Annotated in this window: 6 protein-coding genes; all 6 read right to left on the minus strand. The window is 67.0% G+C overall.

From position 1 onward, the window contains the following. Positions 1 to 806: 806 nt before the first annotated feature. Positions 807 to 16,091: an autotransporter-associated beta strand repeat-containing protein gene (locus K2O50_RS22060; RefSeq protein WP_262974256.1), complete on the minus strand. Its 15,285-nt coding sequence runs from the start codon at positions 16,089 to 16,091 to the stop codon at positions 807 to 809. 377 nt (positions 16,092 to 16,468) lie between these two features. Further along, entirely contained in the window at positions 16,469 to 16,852 is a 384-nt protein-coding gene (locus tag K2O50_RS22065) for a YkgJ family cysteine cluster protein (protein WP_050703800.1), read from the minus strand. Positions 16,853 to 17,136: 284 nt separating this feature from the next. Beyond that, complete coding sequence (alaC, locus tag K2O50_RS22070; RefSeq protein ID WP_050703799.1) at positions 17,137 to 18,345, minus strand: alanine transaminase; 1,209 nt, start codon at positions 18,343 to 18,345, stop codon at positions 17,137 to 17,139. A gap of 317 nt (positions 18,346 to 18,662) precedes the next feature. After that, on the minus strand, positions 18,663 to 19,550 hold the full coding sequence (cyoE, locus tag K2O50_RS22075) for a heme o synthase (protein ID WP_028689798.1): 888 nt from the start codon (positions 19,548 to 19,550) through the stop codon (positions 18,663 to 18,665). 11 nt (positions 19,551 to 19,561) lie between these two features. After that, a complete protein-coding gene (cyoD, locus tag K2O50_RS22080) occupies positions 19,562 to 19,894 on the minus strand; it encodes a cytochrome o ubiquinol oxidase subunit IV (RefSeq protein WP_023629876.1) in 333 nt (110 codons plus the stop codon). Next, positions 19,894 to 20,517, minus strand: a complete 624-nt coding sequence (locus K2O50_RS22085) for a cytochrome o ubiquinol oxidase subunit III (RefSeq protein ID WP_023629875.1) — start codon at positions 20,515 to 20,517, stop codon at positions 19,894 to 19,896. Before K2O50_RS22085 ends, cyoD begins: the two co-directional genes overlap by 1 nt. Position 20,518: the final 1 nt, after the last annotated feature.

Below are 20,518 nucleotides of genomic sequence, written 5' to 3' on the forward strand. Positions count from 1 at the left end.
CCATGAATCCACGGTCAGGCCAAAGCCTGCACGCGCACGACCGCCATTGACGGAATCGACATGGTTCACACAACGGGCTTCTCACACCCGGTCGCCAAATGTGACGACCCAGTGACGGTACCCCTGATGCATTTCCCGGCCAATTCAGAGCCTTCCGGCAGCCGCGTAGGATAGGTCCGAAGCGCTGTCTGGCTGAAGGATTTGGTTTCAAGTTCGGAAATGTCTTACGGGGTTTGGGGCGAGGGTTTTGATCGCGTCATGGCCACCAGGTGCTTGGCGATGGCCTTGCAGCGCCTGCAAGATCGAGCGCCGCCCGCGCGGCGCATCGCGGGACAAGCCCGCTCCCACATCTTTTGCAACGTGCCGAACCTGTCAGGCCATGGTTGCCCGCCTTGGTGCATGCCTCAAGTCGTGCGGGGCGGCAGTGGTGCCCACGCTGAAATTGCGTCGGAGCAACAAGGCTGACCAGGTAATGGCACAGGATTGACTGGCCCGAAACAGATGTGGGAGCGGGCTTGTCCCGCGATGCGCCGCGCGTGCGGCGCTCGATCTTGTAGGCGCTGCAAGGATTGCGACGAACACCTGGTGGCCCTGATGCGGTCAACAGCCCTCGCGCCCGAGCGTTCCAGCGTTCCATCGTGGGAGCGGGCTTGCCCCGCGATCACCGGCGAAGCCGGTGCCAAACACCGCATCGCGGGGCAAGCCCGCTCCCACGCTGCCCCAGTCAAATCAAAGAATTATGTTCTGTTCCATGAGAGCGGCCTTGTGCCGCGAAAGGGCTGCAAAGCAGCCCCAGCGATTCTACCTCAGAACCCCATGCTGAAGCTCACCACCACACCATGGTCGCGGTTCTCGCTCGACAGCTGCCCGGAGTACCCGACCCCCAGCTTGCCGCTCGCGCCCACCGACAGGTCCACCCCGGCCTCGACCACCGCCGCGTCCTTGGCAATCGGCACGCCCTCGGTGCTGAACCCGGCGCCACCGTCGATGAAGCGCAGATCGGCATCGGGCTTGTCGTCACCGAACGCATGCCGCCAACCCACCGACAGCCGCGGCGTGACGCTGCTGCCATTGTCGAGCAGGATGCGCTTGCCGGCCCGCACGCCCAGGGTGGAGAAGGTCACGTCCTGGTCGACCTTGCCTTCCAGCCGCCCAGCCCCGCCCTTCTCGTGGGCGGTGTCGCTGTCGTAGTTGACGTAGGCCAGCCCGGCGAACGGCTCCAGGGCAATGCCGCCGACATCGATGGCGTAGCCCACCTCGCCGAACACCTGGGCGCTGCGCGCCTTGTACTTGGCCTTGAGGCGGTCGTCGTAGCTGCCCACGGTGACATCGCGCTTGGTGTCGATGTCGTGCCAGCTGTAGGCCACGCCCAGGCGGGCGGCGAAGGCGTCCAGCTGGTAGCCGAGGTAGGTGGTCAGGTGGTAGCTGTCCACCGTGGCGTCGGAGCGGCGACGGTGCGCATCGATGCTGGAGCGGGTGTAGCCGGCGGCGGCGCCCACTTTCCACTCATCGTCCAGCGCACGGTCCACACCGAGCATGAAGCCCGACAGGTCGCGGTCGACGCTGGCATGGCTGCTGCTGCCGTCGTAGGTACCCCAGCCGCCGATGGCGCGGATCCAGCCCACGGCCTGACCCTGGCAGCCTTCGCTGGTCAGCTGCTGGTTGGCGGTCGGCGCCAGGGTGCGACGCGGGTCGTCCTGGTTGCTGCAGTCGGCCTGGCGCAGGCGGTCGTTGACCGCGTCGCGGACGTAGCGCGAGTCCTCGATCAGCACGGTCGCGGTGCTGGCGTGGATCTCGCCAGACAAGCTGTCGAACGCCGCCTGGGCGCCCTGGCGGTCCAGCGGCAGCAGGTTGTTGACCAGCTCGGCCGGCGCCCCGGCACTGCTCAGGGCCGTGGCCACGCCACGCTGGTTGCCGGTGGCGGCGACATCGGCGAAGGAGTTGCCGTTGCGGCTGACCGACAAAGTCACCTGGTTGGCGCCATAGTCCAGCGAACTGTTGAGGAACGCCGAGTTGGCCAGGTTGGTGGTGGCGAAGGTACCGGTGACGCCGCCCGCGGCGCTGACCACGGTGTACTGGCCGTTGCCGCTGGCGAGGTTGGCCACCATCAGGCTGCCGCCGAGGTTGGCCGTGCCGCCCACGTTCAGGTAGTTCACTGGCGAGGTGGCGAGGTCGATCACCAGGGTGCCGGTGGCGCCATTGGTGAAGTTGCCCGACACGTTCAGGTTGCCGGCCGGCCCCGGCAGCACGGTACCGTTGTTGGTCAGCCCGGCGACGGTGCCGTTGCCGGTCAGCGCGGCGCCGTTGGCCACCGTGACCTGGGCGGCGAGGTTGCTGCCCGGGTTGCCGGCATCGCCCACCTGGAGCACGCCCTGGTTGACGTTGAAGGCACCGCTGAACGGTTGGTTGCCGGTCAGCAACAAGGTGCCGCCGCCCTGCTTGGTGGTGGTGCCGGTACCGCTGAGGGTGCCGTTGAAGGTGCCATTGTTGCCCTGGGCAAACACCAGGTTGGCGTTGTTGAGGATGTTGCCCTGCAGGCTGGTGGTGTTGCCGACCAGGGTACCGCCGCTGACGGTAGTGCCGCCGCTGTAGGTGTTGGCGCCGGCGAGGATCAGGGTGCCGGCATCGAGCTTCTCGATACCGCCAGTGCCGACCAGCGGTGCACTGACGGTGGCCGTCGCACCGGCGTTGACCCGCACCGCTGCCAGGCTGCCGTCGGCATCGTTGACCGGGGTCAGGCTGCCGCCAGAGCCCGGGACGACCTGGTAGCCATCACTGAGGAACTGCAGGCCCTCGAACGACTGGTTGCCAACCACGGTAACGGTGCCGGACGTGCCGCCAAAGACCGCGTAGCCGCCGCTCCAGCCTTCGCTGCTGGTGCCGCCGGCATTGGTCCAGCCAGTGTTCGAGCCCCAGGTGCCGCTGCCGCCGCCGACGCTGCCGTCGGGATTGGTCTTGCCACCGTTCCAGAACTGCAGCTCCTCGCCGTAGTTCTGCACCACCAGGTTGATCTGGTTGGCGATGGCGGTCTGCAGGCTGAGGTCGCCCAAGACCACGCTGCCGGGGATGGCGCCGAACACCAGGCCGTTGTCGGTGAGCGTGCCGCCGTAGCTGAACAGCTGGTAGACACCGGTGCCGAAACCGCCGGCATCGGTGATGTTCAGCGTGCCGTCGAGCACCAGGTTGCCGTTGACCCTGACCACGGTGGTGGAGGCGGCCGGGGCGCCGAGGTTGAAGTCCAGGGCGCTGCCCGACGCCAGGTCGAGGCTGCCGACGGTGAGCGGCGTGGCGCTTTGGCCGGCGGCCAAGGTGGCGCCGTTGGCAATCTGCACGGCACCGCCGTAGGTGCCGCTACCGCCCAGGCGGGCGCCGGTAGCGACGTGCACGCTGGTGCTGTCGAGGCGACCGTTGACCAGCAGGGTACCGGCATTGACGCTGGTGGCGCCGGTGAAGGTGTTGACGCCGGTCAGCAGCAGCTCGCCGGTACCGTTCTTGGCCAGGGTGCCGTTGCCGCTGAGGTTGCCGGTGTAGCTGCCGTTGGCGTTCTGCTCGAAGGTCAGGGCGCCGTTGTTGAGGATCGCGCCCTGCAGGCTGGTGCTGTTGCCCACCACGCCGCCGGCGTTGATCTGGGTGCCGCCGCTGTAGGTGTTGGCCCCGTTCAGGGTCAGCAGGCCGGCGCCGTTCTTGATCAGCCCGCCCGTGCCACTGACCACGCCGTTGAGGGTCAGGTCATTGCTGCCGGCAATGGCCATGGCGCCGTTGAGCACGGTTGTGTTGGCCAGGGTGACGGCGGTGTTGCTGTCCAGCGTGGTGCCGCCCGCGGCCGTCAGGGTGCCGCTGCCCAGCGCGCTATTGTTGCCAAGCACCAGGGTGCCACCGTTGAGAGCGGTGCCGCCGCTGTAGCCGTTGGCGGCGTTGAGCACCAGGGTGCCGCCGTCCTGCTTGGCGACGCTGCCGGTGCCGTTGAGGGCGACGTTGAGGGTGGCGGTGGCGCCGTTGTCGACCCGCAGGTTGGTGGTGCCGTTGCCCAGCAGTTCACCGGCGGTACCGGCGTTGAGCACATAGCCGTCGGTGACGAACTGCAGGCCGGTGATGCTGTGGCTGCCGTTGACGGTGACGGTGCCGGGTGCGCCCTGGAACACCGCGAAGGTGTCGTTCCAGGTGCTGTTCAACACGCCATTGACGTCGGTCCAGTTGGTGTTGGTGGCATCCCAGGTGCCGCTGCCGCCGTCGATCTGGCCGTTGGCGACGCTCTGGCTGCCGTCCCAGAACAGTACGTTGCTGGCACCGCCGACCACCAGGTTGACCTGGTTGGCCACGGCGGTCTGCACGGTCAGGTCGGTGATCGGCACCGGCGTGGTGCCGAAGCTCATGCCGTTGTTGGTGAGGCTGCCGCCGTAGGCGAACAACCGGTAGACCCCGGCGCCGAAGCCGCCGATGTCGGTGACGTTGAGGGTACCGCCCAGGGTCAGGTTGTTGGCCACGTTGACCAGCGGGCTGCCGCCACCCGACGGCGTGCCCAGCGAGGCGTTGAAGTTGGCGCCGCTGTCGAACACCAGGTTACCGGCGTTCAGCGTACTGCCGCTGGTCGCCGCGAGGTTACCGCCGTTGGCCACCGTCACCGCGCCGCCGAGGCTGCCGGCACCGCTGAGGCTGGCGCCGCTGGCCACGTTGACCGCGCCGCTGGCCAGGGAGCCATTCACCTGCAGCCCTCCTGCCTGGACGTTGGTGGTGCCGGAGTGGCTGTTGGTACTGCTCAACGCCAGGGTGCCGTTGCCAAGCTTGTTCAAGGTACCAGTGCCGCTGATATTGCCGTCGAACACCCCGCCCTCCACTGCCAGGCTGTTGCCGGCGGCGATCTGGATCGCGCCGGTGCCGCCGATGTCGCCGAGGCTGGTGTTGCCGTCGAGGTTGAGGCTGGCGCCAGTGCTGACGTTCAGCTGGCTCTGGGTACCGAGGGCAGTGGTGCCGATGGTGCTCAGGCTGCCGGAGAGGATGTTGAGGATGCCGCTGAAGGTGTTGTTGCCCGACAAGGTCAGGTCGGCCAGGCCGCTCTTGTTCAGCTCGCCCGCGCCGCTGAGCACGCCGGCCAGGTGCAGGTCGTTAGTGCCCAGCACGTTGAGCACACCGCTGACATTGACCGGGTTGGCCAAGGTCACGGCACTGGTGCTGTCGAGGTTGGCGTTACCGGTGACTTCCAGGCCACCGGTGCCCAGCGCCGCGTTGTTGCCGACCACCAACGTGCCGGCCTGCAGGTCGGTGCCGCCGCTGTAGGTGTTGGCGCCCATCAGCGCGAAGCGGGCCAGGCCGGCCTTGAGCAGGCGGCCGGTGCCGCCGACAGTGCCGCCCAGGGTCAGGTCGTTGCTGCCCAGCACGGTGAGGTCGCCCATGGTGGTGACGTTGTTGGCCAGGGTGACCGCCTGGCTGCTGTCCAGGCTGGTGCCGGGCGCGGTGGTCAGGTTGCCTGTGCCGAGCGCGGTGTTGGAGCCCAGCACCAGGGTGCCGCCATTGAGCGCGGTATTGCCGGCATAGGTGTTGTTGCCGCCCAGTGCCAGCCGCGCGCTGCCGGCCTTGACCAGGCCACCGGCGCCGCCGATGTTGCCGTTGAGGGCCAGGTCATTGCTACCGCCGATGTTCAGCGGGCCGGCCAGGGTGATGGCATTGCCCAGCGCGACCGAAGCGTTGCTGTCGAGGGTAGTGCCCGCCGTGGTGTCCAGCGCGCCGCTGCCCAGGGCCGCGTTGTTGCCGACGATCAAGGTACCGCCGCTGAGCAGGGTGCCACCGCTGTAGCTGTTGCTGCCGTTGAGGATCAGGGTGCCGCTGTCGAGTTTGTTGAGCTTGCCGACGCCGGTCAGGCCGACATCGAGGGTCGCCGTGGCCCCGGGATCGACCCGCACGCTGGTGTCGCCGCCGCTGCCGTTGATCAGGTCGAGCACACCGCCGGTACCTGCCAGCAGGCGGTAGCCATTGGTGACGAACTGCAGGCCATTGACGGTCTGGCTGCCGTCGACGGTGACGTCGCCCGCAGTGCCCTGGAACACCGCGAAGGTGCTGCCCCAGGTGGTATTGAGCACGCCGTTGAGGTCGGTCCAGTTGGTGTTGCCGGCGTTCCACACGCCGGTGCCGCCATCGACCTGGCCGTTGGGCACGCTCTGGCTGCCGTCCCAGAACTGGATGTTCAGGCCGGCGGCGCTGACCAGCAGGTTGACCTGGTTGGCCAGGGCAGTCTGCAGGGTCACGTCGCCCAGGCCCACGCCCAGCGGCAGGCTGCCGAAGTCCAGGCCGTTGTCGGTCAGGGAGCCGGTGTAGTCGAAGATGCGGTATACACCGTTGCCGAAGCCGCCGATGCTGCCGACATTGAGCGTGCCGTCGAGGGTCAGGTTGCCGCCGACGTTGAACAGCGCGGTACCGCCGGTGGACGGTGACGCCAGGCCGACATCGACGATCGAGCCGCTGTTGAGCACCAGGCTGCCGAGGCCCAGGGTGGCGCCGCTCTGCCCGGCCAGGTGGCCGCCGTTGTTGATCACCACCGTGGCGTTGGCGGTGCCGCTACCCGCCAAGGTGGCGCCACTGGCGACGGTCAGCAGGTTGCTGCCCAGGGTGCCATCCACTTTCAAGGTACCGGCGTTGACCTGGGTGTTGTCGGCCAGGTTGCCGGTGCCGGTCAGGGTCAGGGTGCCGCTGCCGACCTTGGTCAGGCCGCCCAGGCCGTTGAGACCACCGGCGAAGGTGCTGCTGAGGTTGTTGCCGCCCAGGCTGAGAACGCTGCCGATGCCGACATCGACCTGGCCGCTGCCGGTGAGGCTGCCGAGGCTGGCGTTGCCATTGAGGTTGAGCTGGCCGCTGGCGCCGACGTTGAGGGTGTCGACGTTGGCCAGCACACCGCTGCCGAGGGTAGTGATGGAGCCAGCCTGGATGTCGACGTTGCCGGTGAAGGTCTTGACACCGACCAGGGTCAGGTCGTCGACGCCGGTCTTGACCAGGTTGCCGCTGCCGCCGAGGTCGCCGCTGAGGATCAGCGCGTTGGCGGCTTCAACGGTCAGGTTGGCACCGTTGCTCAGGGCAATGGTGTTGCCCAGGGCCATGGGCGCGCTGTTGGCCAGGGTGGCGTCGGCGGTAACCGACAGGGTGCCGGTGCCCAGCGCGCCGCTGTTGCCTACGGTCAGACGCCCGGCATTGAGCTGGGTGCCGCCCTGGAAGCCGTTGTTGCCATTGAGGGTCAGGTTGCCGCTGCCGTTCTTGGTCAGGCCGGCGGTACCGTTGATCACACCATTGAGGGTCAGGTCGTTGCCGCCATCGACGGTCAGGCCGGCGTTGAGGGTGACGTTGTTGGCCAGGGTGGTGCTGGCGCCGCTGCTCAGGGTCGAGGCCCCGGCAACGGTCAGGGCGCCCTGCCCCAGCGCGTTGTCGTTGCCGACCACCAGCCGGCCGGCATTCAGGGTGGTGCCGCCCAGGTAGTTGTTGGCGCCGTTGAGGGTCAGGGTGCTGGCGCCGGCCTTGTTCAGGCCGCCGACGCCATCCACCACGCCGTTGAGGGTCAGGTCGGCACTGCCCGGCACGTTAAGCGTGCCGCCCAGGTGCACGGCGTTGGCCAGGGTGACGCCCGCGCCGCTGGCATCGAGGCTGGTGTTGGCGCCGGTACTGAGGGCGCCGGTGCCCAGCGCGGTATTGCTGCCGACCACCAGGGTGCCGGCGTTGAGGGTGGTGCCGCCGCTGTAGGTGTTGTTGCCGTTGAGGGTCAGGGTGGCGGCGCCGTTCTTGACTAGGCCGTTGCTGCCGGAGACCACGCCGTCGAGGGTCAGCGCCTGGCTGCCGCCAAGGGTCAGGTTGCCACCGGCGAGGTTGACGGCGTTCACCAGCGCCAGCGCCTGGCTGGCATCGAGGCTGGCGGCGCCGTTGACGGTCAGGGCACCGCTGCCCAGGGCGCCGGCATTGCCCAGCAGCAGGCTGCCGGCCTGCAGCGAAGTGCCGCCGGCGTAGGTGTTGCTGCCATTGAGCACCAGTTGCCCGGCACCCAGTTTGTTCACTGCCCCGGCACCGCTGATGACACCGTCGAGGGTCAGGGCCTGGGTGTTGTTGACGCCGAGGGTGGTACCGGCGCCGAGGCCGATGGCGTTGGCCACCTGCAGCACACCGATCGTGGCCAGGGCGCTGTTGCCGGTCACCGCCAGGTTGCCCGTGCCCAGGGCGGTGTTGTTGCCCAGGGTCAGGGTGCCGCCGCCCAGGGTGGTGGTGCCCTGGTAGGTGTTGGCCGCGCCAAGGATCAGGTTGCCGCTGCCGGTCTTGGTCAGGCCGCCGGTGCCGCTGATCACGCCATTGAGGGCCAGGTTGTTGTTGCCGGTCAGGCTCAGGGTGTTGTTGAGCGTCACCTGGTTGGCCAGGGTCAGGGCGCCGGTGGTGGCCAGGTTGCTGGCGCCGCCGACGGTCAGGGTGCCGGTGCCCAGCGCCTGGTTGTTGCCCAGGGTCAGCGTGCCGGCATTGAGGGTCACGCCGCCGGTCAGGGTGTTGGCACCACTGAGGGTAAGGTTGCTGGCACCGTTCTTGGTCAGGCTGCCGGCCCCCGTGACCAGGCCGCCCAGGCCCAGGTCGTTGCTGCCGGTGATGGTGAGGTTGCCCCCCAGGTTGACGGTGTTGCCAATGTTCAGAGCGGTGTTGCTGTCCAGCGTGGTACCGGCCGCCGCGTTGAGCTGGCCGAGGCCAAGGGCGCTTGCGCTGCCGAGCACCAGGGTGCCGGCATTGAGGTTGGTGTTGCCCAGGTTGCCATTGGTGCCGTTCAGGGTCAGGGTGCCGCTGCCGGTCTTGGTCAGGCCGCCGACGCCGTTGACGTTGCCGCCCAGGGTCAGGTTCTGTGCCCCGGCAATGGTCAGGTTGCCGGCCAGGTTGAGCTGGTTGGCCAGGGTGACGTTGGCATTGCTGCTCAGGGTGGTGCCGCCGACTGCGTTCAGCGCACCGGTGCCCAGCGCGGTGTTGCTGCCTACCACGAGGGTGCCGCCGTTCAGGCTGGTGCCGCCCTGCTGGCTGTTGCTGCCGTTGAGGGTGAGCGTGCCGGAACCTGTCTTGACCAAGCCCCCGGTGCCACTGAGCGCTCCGTTGAGGGTGAGGTCGTTTGTTCCCGGTAGGGTGAGGTTGGCGTTCAGGGCGACGGTATTGCCCAGTGCCAAGTTACCGGTGGTGTCCAGGCTGGCGGCGCCGGTGACGCTCAGGCCGCCCGTGCCCAGCGCCTGGGCGTTGCCGAGAGTCAGGGTGCCGGCACCCAGGCTGGTGCCGCCACTGTAGGTGTTGGCGTTACCCAGGGTCAGGTTGGCGCCGCCAGCCTTGACCAGGCTGCCAAGGCCGGAGACTACGTTGGACAGCCCCAGGTCGGCGGAACCGGCGACGGTCAGGGCGCCGCTGAGATTGAAGGCGTTGCCAAGGGCCACGGCGGTGTTGCTGTCCAGGGTGGTGCCGTTGGCGGTGCTGACAGCGCCGCTACCAAAAGCGGTGTTGTTGCCGACCACGACCGTGCCGCCGTTGAACAGGGTGCCGCCGGTGTAGCTGTTGGCGCCATTGAGCACCAGGGTACCGCTGTCGAGCTTGGCCAGCTGGCCGCTGCCCGAGAGGCCGACGTTGAGGGTCGCGGTGACGCCGGGGTCGACCCGCACGGCGAAGGCGCCGTTGCTGCCGTTGACCAGGTCCAGCCCACCGGCGCCGATCAGGCGGTAGCCGTTGGTGACGAATTGCAGCCCGGTGGCGGCCTGGGTGCCGACCACCGTGACATCCCCCGCGGTGCCCTGGAACACCGCGAAGTCGCTGGCCCAACTGCCGTTGAGCACGCCGTTGACATCGGTCCAGTTGGTGTTGCTGCCATTCCAGGTACCGGTGCCGCCGTCGATCACGCCATTGGGCACGTTCTGCCCGCCATCCCAGAACTGCACGGTGCCGGAGGCGCCGCCGACCAGCAGGTTGACCTGGCTGCCAATGGAAGTCTGCACCTGCAGGTCGCCGGGCAACATGGCGCCCGGCACGTTGCCGACCAGCAGGCCGTTGTCGACCAGCGCGCCGGTGTAGTCGAACAGCCGGTAGATACCGGTGCCGAAGCCGCCGACGTCGGTGACGTTGAGGGTACCGTCCAGGGTCAGGTTGCCGTTGACGTTGACCAGCGCCGTACCGCCGGTGGCCGGCGAGCCCAGGCCGAAGTCGAGGATCGAGCCACTGTGCAGGGTAAGCGCGCCGGTGCCGAGGGTCGCGCCGCTGTTGGCCAGCAGGTGCGCGCCGTTGGCGATGTCGACCGCCCCCAGCAGGCTGCCGGTGCCGCCGAGGCTGGCGCCGCTGTTGATCTGCACGCTGGAGCTTGCCAGCGAGCCGGTGACATTGAGCTGGCCGGCATTGACCGTGGTGTTGCCGCCGAGCGTGCTGACCCCGGACAGCTCGAAGCTGCCGGTGCCGGTCTTGACCAGCCCGCCACTGCCGGCCAGGGCACCGCTGAACACACTGTTGAGGTTGTTGCCGCCCAGGGTCAGGTCGCCGCCGCCGGCAATATTCACCGTACCGGCGCCGCTCAGGCCACCGATGGTGGCGCTGGCGCCGAGGTTGAGACTGGTGCCAGCGCCGACGCTGACTGCCGAGGTATTGCCCAGGGCCGTGGTGCCGACCGTGGTGATGCTGCCGCCGAGCAGGTCGATGGCACCGCTGAAGGTGTTGTTGCCGGTCAGCGTCAGGTCGGACACACCGTTCTTGATCAGGCCGCCGGTACCGGCGAGCACGCCGCCCAGTGTCAGGTTACTGCTGCCGCCGAGGGTCAGGTTGGCGCCGAGGTTGACGTCGTTGCCCAGGGTCATCGCCACGCTGTTGGCCAGGGTCGCGGCGCCCCCGACGTTCAGCGCACCGGTTCCCAGCGCGGCGGCATTGGCCAGGGTCAGGGTGCCGGCGTTGAGGTTGAGGCCACCGCTGAAGGTGTTGGCGCCCGACAGGGTCAGGTTGGTGCTGCCGTTCTTGGTCAGCGCGCCAGTGCCGCTGATCACGCCACCGAGGGTGGTGGTATTGCTGCCCGGCAAGGTCAGGGTGGCACCGGCTCCGAGGTTGATGGCGTTGCCCAGGTTGAGCGCGCCGCTGCCGTCGAGGCTGGCATTGCCGCCCACGCTCAGGGCGCCGCTGCCGATGGCGTTGTTGTTGCCCAGGGTCAGCAGCCCGGCATTGAGGGTGGTGCCGCCGCTGTAGGTGTTGTTGCCGTTGAGGGTCAGTCCGGCGCTGCCATTCTTGACCAGCGCGCCGCTGCCGCTGATCAGGCCACCGAGGGTGGTGGCGTTGCTGCCCAGCACGGTCAGGGTGTTGCCGCCCAGGCTGATGCCGTTGGTCACCGCCACGGCGGTGCTGGCGTCGAGGTTGGCGTTGCCGCCCAGGGTCAGGGCGCCGATCCCCAGCGCGGTGTTGCTGCCGAGGGTGAGCGTGCCGGCATTGAGCTGGGTGCCGTTGGTGTAGAGGTTGTTGCCGCTCAGGGTCAGGTTGGCGTTGCCGTTCTTGACCAGCGAACCGATGCCGCTGACCACGCCGCTCAGGCCCAGGTCGGCACTGCCGTCGATGGTCAGGGGGCCGGCGATGGTGACGTCGTTGGCCAGGCTGACGGCTGTGCTGGCATCCAGGTGGGTGCCGGCCAGGGTGTTGAGGGTGCCGGTGCCCAGCGCGGTATTGCTGCCGAGCACCAGGGTACCGGCGTTCAGACGGGTGATGCCGCTGTTGCTGTTGTTGCCGGTCAGGGTCAGGCTGGTGGCACCGTTCTTGGTGATGCCGCCGGCGCCGGCGATGGTGCCGCTCAGGGTCAGGTCGTTGCTGCCGGGCAGGATGAAGTTGCCGGCCAGGTTCAGCGCGTTGCCGATGTTCAGGCCTGCGACGCTGGTGTCCAGGGTGGTGTTGTTGGCGGCATTCAGCGCGCCAGTGCCCAGGGCGGTGTTGCTGCCGAGTACCAGGGTGCCGGCGTTGAGCGCGGTGGCGCCGCTGTGGGTGTTGTTGCCGCTCAGGGTCAGGGTGGCGCTGCCGCTCTTGACCAGGCCGCCGGTGCCACTGAGGTTGCCGGCCAGGGTGAGGTTGCTGGTGGTTGGCAGCGACAGGTCGGCGGCGAGGTTGATGGCGTTGTTCAGGGTCATGGCCGTGGCGTTGGCCAGGGTGGCGGCGCCGCCGACGTTCAACGCACCGGTTCCCAGCGCGGCGGCGCTGGCCAGGGTCAAGGTGCCGGCATTGAGGTTGAGGCCACCGCTGAAGGTGTTGGCGCCTGACAGGGTCAGGTTGGTGCTGCCGTTCTTGGTCAGCGTGCCAGTACCGCTGATCACGCCGCCGAGGGTGGCGGCATTGCTGCCTGCCAGGGTCAGGGTATTGCCGGCGAGGTTGATGGCATTGCCCAGGTTGAGGGTGCCGCTGCTGTCGAGGCTGGCGTTGCCACCCAGGGTCAAGGCGCCGGTGCCCAGGGCATTGTTGTTGCCCAGGGTCAGCAACCCACCGTTGAGGGTGGTACCGCCGCTGTAGGTGTTGTTGCCGTTGAGGGTCAGGGCGGCGCTGCCGCTCTTGACCAGCGCGCCGGTACCGCTGATCTGCCCGGTCAGGGTGGTGGCGTTGCTGCCCAGCACGGTCAGGGTGTTGGCGCCGAGGCTGATGGTGTTGGTGGCGGCCACCGCAGTGCTGGTGTCGAGGTTCGCGTTGCCTCCCAGGGTCAGGCCACCGATGCCCAATGCGGTGTTGCTGCCCAGGATCAGCGTGCCGGCGTTGAGCTGGGTGCCGTTGGTGAAGACGTTGTTGCCGCTCAGGGTCAGGCTGGCGTTGCCGTTCTTGACCAGCGAGCCGATGCCGCTGAGCACGCCGCTCAGGCCCAGGTTGGCGGTGCCGTCGATGGTCAGGGGGCCGGCGATGATGGCGTCGTTGGCCAGGCTCACGGCCGTGCTGGCGTCCAGGTGGGTGCCGGCGGCGGTGTTGAGGGTACCGGTGCCCAGCGCGGTGTTGTTGCCGACCACCAGGGTACCGGCGTTGAGGAAGGTGGAGCCGCTGTTGGTGTTGGCACCGGTCAGGGTCAAGGTGGTGTTGCCGCCCTTGGTGATGCCGCCAACGCCAGCGATTATGCCGCTCAGGGTCAGGTCGTTGCTGCCGGGCAGGTTCAGGTTGCCGGCCAGGTTGAGAGCGTTACCGATGTTCAGCCCGGCGATACTGGTGTCGAGGGTGGTGTTGGCCGCGGCATTGAGCGCGCCGGTGCCCAGCGCGGTGTTGCTGCCCAGCACCAGGGTGCCGGCGTTCAGCGCCGTGGTGCCGTTCTGGGTGTTGTTGCCGCTCAGGGTCAGGCTGGCGCTGCCGTTCTTGATCAGTCCGCCGGTGCCACTGAGGTTGCCGGCCAGCGTGAGGTTGTTGGCGCCGGCCAGGGTCAGGTTGGCGCCAAGGTTGATGCCATTGTTCAGGGTCATCGCCGCCGTGTTGGCCAGGGTCGAGGCCCCGCCGACGGTCAAGTCGCCCGTGCCCAGGGCTGCGGCGCTGGCCAGGGTCAGGGTGCCGGCATTGAGGGTCAGCCCGCCGCTGAAGGTGTTGGCGCCACCCAGGGTCAGGTTGCTGCTGCCATTCTTGACCAACGCCCCGGTGCCGCTGATCACGCCGCCCAGGGTGGTGGCGCTGGTGCCCGGCAGGGTCAGGGTGTTACCGCCCAGGTTGATGGCGTTGCCCAGGTTGACCGCCACGCCCGCATCGAGGCTGGCATTGCCGCCCAGGGACAGCGCGCCGGTGCCCAGGGCATTGTTGTTGCCCACGGTCAGCACGCCGCCATTGAGGGTGGTGCCGCCGCTGAAGGTGTTGCTGCCGTTGAGGGTCAGGCCGGCGCTGCCGTTCTTGACCAGCGCGCCGGTGCCGCTGATGACACCACCCAGGGTGGTGGCACTGGTGCCCAGCAGGTTGAGGGTATTGGCGCCGAGGTTGACCGCGTTGCCCAGGTTGACTGCGGTGCCGGCGTCGAGGCTGACGTTGCCGCCCAGGGTCAGCGCACCGCTGCCCAGCGCATTGCTGTGGCCGACGGTGAGCTTGCCGGTGTTGAGCGTCAGGCCGCCGCTGAAGGTGTTGTTGCCATTGAGGGTCAGGTCGCCGGCACCATTCTTGACCAGCGCGCCGGTACCGCTGATGACACCGCCCAGGGTGGTGGCGCTGGTGCCCAGCAGGTCAAGGGTGTTGGCCCCCAGGTTGATCGCATTGCCCAGGCTGACCGCGCTGCTGGCGTCCAGGCTGGCATTGCCGCCCAGGGTCAGGCCGCTGGTGCCCAGCGCGGCGCTGTTGCCGACGGTGAGCTTGCCACCGCCCAGGGTGGTGGTGCCGCTGTAAGTGTTGACGCCGTTGAGAGTGAGGTCGGCGGTGCCGTTCTTGGTCAGGTTGCCGCTGCCGCCAATCACGCCGTTGAGCGTCAGTGCGTTGGTGCCCGGCAAGGTCAGGGTACTGCTGCCCAGGTTGATGGCATTGGCGAGGGTCATGGTCGCCGTGGTGTCCAGGGTGCCGTTGCCGCTCAGTGCCAACGTGCCGCTGCCCAGGGCGCTGGCGTTGCCGAGGGTGAGGGTGCCGCTACCCAGGGTCGTGCCGCCGCTGTAGGTGTTGACGCCGTTCAGCGTCAAGCCACCGCTGCCGCTCTTGACCAGCGAGCCGGTGCCGCTGAGCACACCGCCGAGGGTCAGGGCGTTGCTGCCAGGCAGGGTCAGCGCCGCGTTCAATGCCACGTTGCTGTTCAGCACCAGCGGCACGCTGCCCTGCAGGCTGCTGGCGCCGCTGACGGTGAGGCCGCCACTGCCCAGCGCAGCGGCGCTGGCCAGGTTGAGACCGCCGGCGGCCAGGGTGGTGCCGCCGCTGTAGGTGTTGGTGGCGCCGAGGGTGAGCAGCCCCGTACCGGTCTTGGTCAGGCCGCCGACACCCGAGACCACGCCATTGAGGGCCATGTCGGTGGCGCCGCCGACGTTCAGGCCGGCGTTGAGGGTGAAGTTGTTGGCCAGGCTCAGGCCACCGACGGTGCCCGCCAGCCCGCCGCCGTTGACAGTGATGGCGCCACTGCCGAAGGCACTGGCGTTGTCGAAGTTGAGCTGACCACCATTGAGGGTGGTCTGGGTGGTGCCGTTGAGCACCTGGCCGATCAGGCTCCAGGTGCCGGCGTCGACAATCAGGCGGCTGAAGTTGATGTAGTTGGTGGCGTTGATCGTACCGCTGCCACTGGTCCCACTGCCGCCGCCAATGGCGTTTTGCAGTGCCAGGGTGTTGGTGCCACCGGCACCACCGTCGATCTTGCCGGCCGCCGCGAAGGCAAGGTTCGGGTTGCTGGTGACCAGCAAGGCCACGCCGACGCCAAGCCCTGCCCCCACGCTGGAGCCGGTGATGGCGTTGAAGCGGTTGGTGCTGTTGACACCCATCGACAGGCTGCCGGTCAGGGTCCCGGCGTTGGTGAAGGTGTTGCCTGTCGCGGAAGCCTCGAACGCGGCACGGCCGAGGATGGTGCCGGTGTTGGTGAAGTTCACCGTGCTGCCACCGGTCACGGCGATGACCGGCGTGTCCTCGCTCACCAGCGTGAGGCTGGCCAAGGCCGAGGAACCGATGCTGCCGGCGTTGCTGATGGTGGTGGTGCCGGCGGCGCCGTTGCGCGCATCCAGCGCCATGCCGGTGAGGTTCAGCAGGTTGGCGCCGAGCAAGGCGCCGGTGCCCTTGATCACGCCCGTGGCGTTGTTGTTGATGTTGAGGGTGCTGCCGGTACCGGTGTTGCCGATCAGCACGGCGGAGGACTGGATGCTCAGCAGCCCGAGCAACGTCGGGTCGATGGTGCCGGAGTTGTTCAGGGTGTTGTTGTTGCCGGCCAGCGACAGCGAGGTGCCGCCCACGCCCAGCAAGGTGCCCAGGCTCGCGCCCGGGTTGACGTTGACAGTGAGGCCACTGCCGCCATTGGTATAGCTGGGCGCCAGCGGGTTGGCCGCGCCGCTGCAGGTGATCGTGGAACCGGCCGCGCTGCAGACGGCCAGCGCCTGTTCGCTGGACAGACCAAATGCCATCGCACCGACAGCCAGGCTGACAGCCAGCGACAGTTGCGAGAAACGGGCGGGTGAACGGGGGGCGGCACGTCTGTCCACGGAGAGCTCCTTCGTGGATCAGGCGATTCAGTCCTTGAATGCGTGCACAGCGGGCAGGAAAGAGCAGTGGAACACGCGACGGCCGAAACGCCTGATCTATGGCTACGAATTTCCTTTGAGGGAATGTGTAGCCGCTCAGGCGCGGGCGGTACGGCGCAGGGGACGGTCAAATGGTGTTAATACTTTGTCTAGGCGGCACGTGTTTCGCGGGTTTCAGCCGCTTGGCCATTGGATCCAACCGACGAACGGTCATAGCGAATGGCCAGAATGTGAAACGGTTTGTGGAAGCGTGCTTGCCCCGCGATGACGCCGGCACCGCAATCGCGGGGCAAGCGCGTTCCCACGCAGTCCGCAGTCAGCAAGGCCAAGCAATCCCTTCAGGCGACCTCCGCCCCCTCATCCGGCCAATGCGGCTCGTTGGCGCCGGGTGGTGTCAGCGGTGGCAGGCCATAGGCCGCCCGGGCGTCGTCACAGCTGGGGTTGTGCACGCCGTTTTCCCACGAAGCATCGAACTCGCGGCAGGGGCTGGAGCGGTTCTCGTAGATGGAGCACGCCACTTGCGTGCCGATCTCGCCACCCAGGCTGACGCAGCGGCAAGGCTTGGCGTCGGTGCCGATCATGGCGACCCGGGTCGGGTTGATCTGCACCACCAGGTCGTCGGGCACCACGCCACCGGCGGACTGGCATTCACCCCAGAAGAAAGACACACGAAAGTAGCCGCAGCAGGCGCCGCAGGTCAGGCAAGGGTTCTGATCGGACATGATGGCCAGGGAAGGAGGTTGTTGTTATCGGGGCGAGCGCCCGCGGCGCTATTTGTAATCCAGGCGCGATCGGCTGAGAAGAGGGGGGAAGCAAAAAAAGATCGCCGCTGATCGGCGTTCCGAGGTAAGCGGCATGCACAGGTCTGTGTAGGAGCGGCCTCGTGCCGCGAAAGGGCTGCAAAGCAGCCCCAGGTTCCTGGCAATGCTGCATACATCCTGGGGCCGCTTCGCGGCCCTTTCGCGGCACAAGGCCGCTCCTACACCCGCGATAGCGCCCTGGCGGCTTACTTGCTGGTCAGCCCATCGGCCCGGAACATCTGGCGAATGCCGCGAATGGCCTGGCGAATCCGGTCCTGGTTCTCGATCAGGGCAAAGCGCACATGATCGTCGCCGTAGTCACCGAAGCCGATTCCCGGCGACACGCAGACCTTGGCCTCGGCCAGCAGCTTCTTGGCAAACTCCAACGAGCCCAGGTGCGCATAGGCCTCGGGAATCTTGGCCCAGACATACATCGAGGCCTTGGGGTTCTCCACCATCCAGCCCAGCTCGTGCAGGCCCTTGACCAGCAGGTTGCGACGCTGGCGGTACTGCTCGGCGATATCGCGCACGCACTGCTGGTCGCCTTCCAGGGCGGCGATGGCGGCCACCTGCAGCGGGGTGAAGGTGCCGTAGTCGTGGTAGCTCTTGATCCGCGCCAGGGCGCTGACCAGCTCGGGGTTGCCGACCATGAAGCCGATCCGCCAGCCGGCCATGTTGTAGCTCTTGGACAGGGTGAAGAACTCCACCGCGATGTCCTTGGCGCCCGGCACCTGCATGATCGACGGCGCCTTCCAGCCGTCGTAGACGATGTCGGCGTAGGCCAGGTCGTGCACCACCAGCACATCGTACTGCTTGGCCAGGGCCACCACGCGCTCGAAGAAGTCCAGCTCGACGCACTGGGCGGTGGGGTTGGACGGAAAGCCGAGGATCATCATCTTCGGCTTGGGGATCGACTCGCGGATCGCCCGCTCCAGCTCGTTGAAGAAGTCCACCCCCGGCACCAGCGGCACGGAGCGCACCTGGGCACCAGCAATCACCGCGCCGTAGATGTGGATCGGGTAGCTGGGGTTGGGCACCAGCACCGTATCGCCATGGTCGAGGGTACCGAGCATCAGGTGCGCCAGGCCCTCTTTCGAGCCGATGGTGACGATGGCCTCGCTTTCCGGGTCGATGGCGACGTCGTAGCGTTCCTTGTACCAGTTGGAGATGGCGCGGCGCAGGCGTGGGATGCCACGGGAGGTGGAATAGCCGTGGGTGTCCTCGCGCTGGGCGACCTGCACCAGCTTCTCGACGATATGCGGCGGGGTGGCGCCATCGGGGTTGCCCATGCTCAGGTCGATGATGTCCTCGCCACGGCGGCGGGCGGCCATCTTGAGCTCGGCGGTGATGTTGAAGACGTACGGGGGGAGACGATCGATGCGCGCGAAGCGGCGCGGCGAACCTGGGTTGGCCATGTGTTCCTCGAGAGACGTAAGCGCCCGGAACCGTCCGAGCGACGCTGGCCGCTGCGGCGACCTGCTTCAGAAGATAATGCCGAAACAATATTTCTGCAAAGGATAATTTCCTGCTTTGCCTAATATTTTCAGATGTATTTTTTGAAAATCAAAGATTTACGTTTTCAGGACCGGCCTCTTCGCGGGTAAACCCGCTCCCACAGGGATCGCGCTAACCCTGTGGGAGCGGGTTTACCCGCGAAAAAACCGCCACAGGAAAAACAGGCATAAAAAACCCCGGCACATGGCCGGGGTTCTTGGTGTTACAGGCTGCAGTATCAGCGCGCGTAGGTCATCAGCACATCGGCCGCAGTCTGGCTGTCCACGCCCATCATCACGCTCAGGGCGGTGACGGTGAGGATGGAGAAGCCGAACACCTTGCGGGCCCACTTGCTGTCGTCCTCGGCCTTGTAGCCACCCCAGGCCATGTACAGCCAGTACAGGCCCATGGCGGCCGCCACGGCGAGGTAACCCAGGCCGGCGTAGCCGCCGAGGGTCAGCATCAGGGTGGCGAGCACGAAGGCCAGCACGTACAGCACGATCTGCTTCTTCGCCGCGAGGATACCGCGTGCCACCGGCAGGACCGGAATGTTGGCGGCGCTGTAGTCCTTGAAGCGGAAGATGGCGATGGCGAAGCTGTGCGGCATCTGCCACAGGCTGAACATCACCAGCAGGGTCACCGCGGCCAGGTCGAAGCTGTTGCTCACGGCGCAGTAGCCGATCACCGGAGGCATGGCACCGGACAGGCTGCCGACCAGGGTGCCGTGCACCGATTTGCGCTTCAGCCACAGGCTGTAGAAACCGACGTAGACGACGAAACCGACCAGGGCGCAGAACGCCGCCAGCGGGTTGGCTTGCACATACAGCAGGCTGAAACCCGCCACCCCGAGCAGGGTGGCGTAGATCAGCGCCAGGGGCAGCGACATGCCGCCCTGGACCATGACGCGGTTCTTGGTACGTTCCATCTTGTGGTCGATGTCACGGTCGATGCAGTTGTTGAACACGCATCCAGACGCGACCACCAGGGAAGTACCGATCACCACCGCCAGGAACAGGGCGAAATCCACATGCCCCTTAGCGGCAAGGAAGAAACCGCCTGCCACGGAAAGCACGTTACCGAAAATGATCCCCGGTTTGGTGATTTGGATAAAGTGCTTCACGGACATGCAGTCTTACCTCACTTGGCCAACATTTCGAAGTGGATGCTGAACATGATCCACAGCGACAGGCCGACCAGCAGTGCAATTACCAGGACGGTGAACAGGAACGTCGACACGTTGGAACGCTGCTCTTTCGAGCGGTCCATGTGCAGGAAGTACACAAGGTGTACAACCACCTGGATGACGGCCATGGCCACCACGATCAGGACGGTCAGGTTCTTCGGCAGGCTCGGGTACATCACCAGGCCGAACGGGATCGCGGTCAGGATGATCGACAGTACGAAGCCGATCATGTACGACTTCACGCTACCGTGATTACCTTCGTGATGAGTGTCGTGTGCGCTAGCCATTACAGAACTCCCAGCAGGTAGACGACGGTGAATACGCAGATCCAGACCACGTCCAGGAAGTGCCAGAACAGGCTCAGGCAGCTCATGCGGGTCTTGGCGGTCGGCGTGATGCCGTGCTTGTTGATCTGGTACATCATGATTGCCATCCAGATCAGGCCGGCAGTCACGTGCAGGCCGTGGGTACCGACCAGCGCGAAGAACGCCGACAGGAAGCCACTGCGCTGCGGGCCGTAGCCCTCGGCGATCAGGTGATGGAACTCATAGATTTCCATCGCGATGAAGCCGGCACCGAACAGGAAGGTCACGGCCAACCAGCCCAGCACGCCCGCCTTGTTGCCGGCGAACATCTTCAGCATGGCGAAGCCGAAGGTGATCGAGGACAGCAGCAGGAACGCGGTTTCAACCAGCACGAAGTCGAGCTGGAAGATGTCGTGACCCGACGGGCCGCCGGCGAAACCGCCGGACAGCACCGCGTAGGTGGCGAAGAGCGACGCAAACAGGATGCAGTCGGTCATCAGGTAGAGCCAGAAACCGAGTACGGTCATCTGGCCCGAGTCGTGGTGGTGGTCGTCGTGCGCATGGTCATGACCATGCGCGCCACCGTGGATTACTTGACTGGACATT

The sequence above is a fragment of the Pseudomonas sp. 2hn genome (assembly GCF_019646095.1).
In the GTDB taxonomy this organism is placed as follows: domain Bacteria; phylum Pseudomonadota; class Gammaproteobacteria; order Pseudomonadales; family Pseudomonadaceae; genus Aquipseudomonas; species Aquipseudomonas peradeniyensis.

Coding starts and splice junctions, on each gene's coding strand:
- K2O50_RS22065 (WP_050703800.1), bottom strand. CDS start 16,852: ATGTCCGATCAGAACCCTTGCCTGACCTGCGGCGCCTGCTGCGGCTAC.
- alaC (WP_050703799.1), bottom strand. CDS start 18,345: ATGGCCAACCCAGGTTCGCCGCGCCGCTTCGCGCGCATCGATCGTCTC.
- cyoE (WP_028689798.1), bottom strand. CDS start 19,550: ATGTCCGTGAAGCACTTTATCCAAATCACCAAACCGGGGATCATTTTC.
- cyoD (WP_023629876.1), bottom strand. CDS start 19,894: ATGGCTAGCGCACACGACACTCATCACGAAGGTAATCACGGTAGCGTG.
- K2O50_RS22085 (WP_023629875.1), bottom strand. CDS start 20,517: ATGTCCAGTCAAGTAATCCACGGTGGCGCGCATGGTCATGACCATGCG.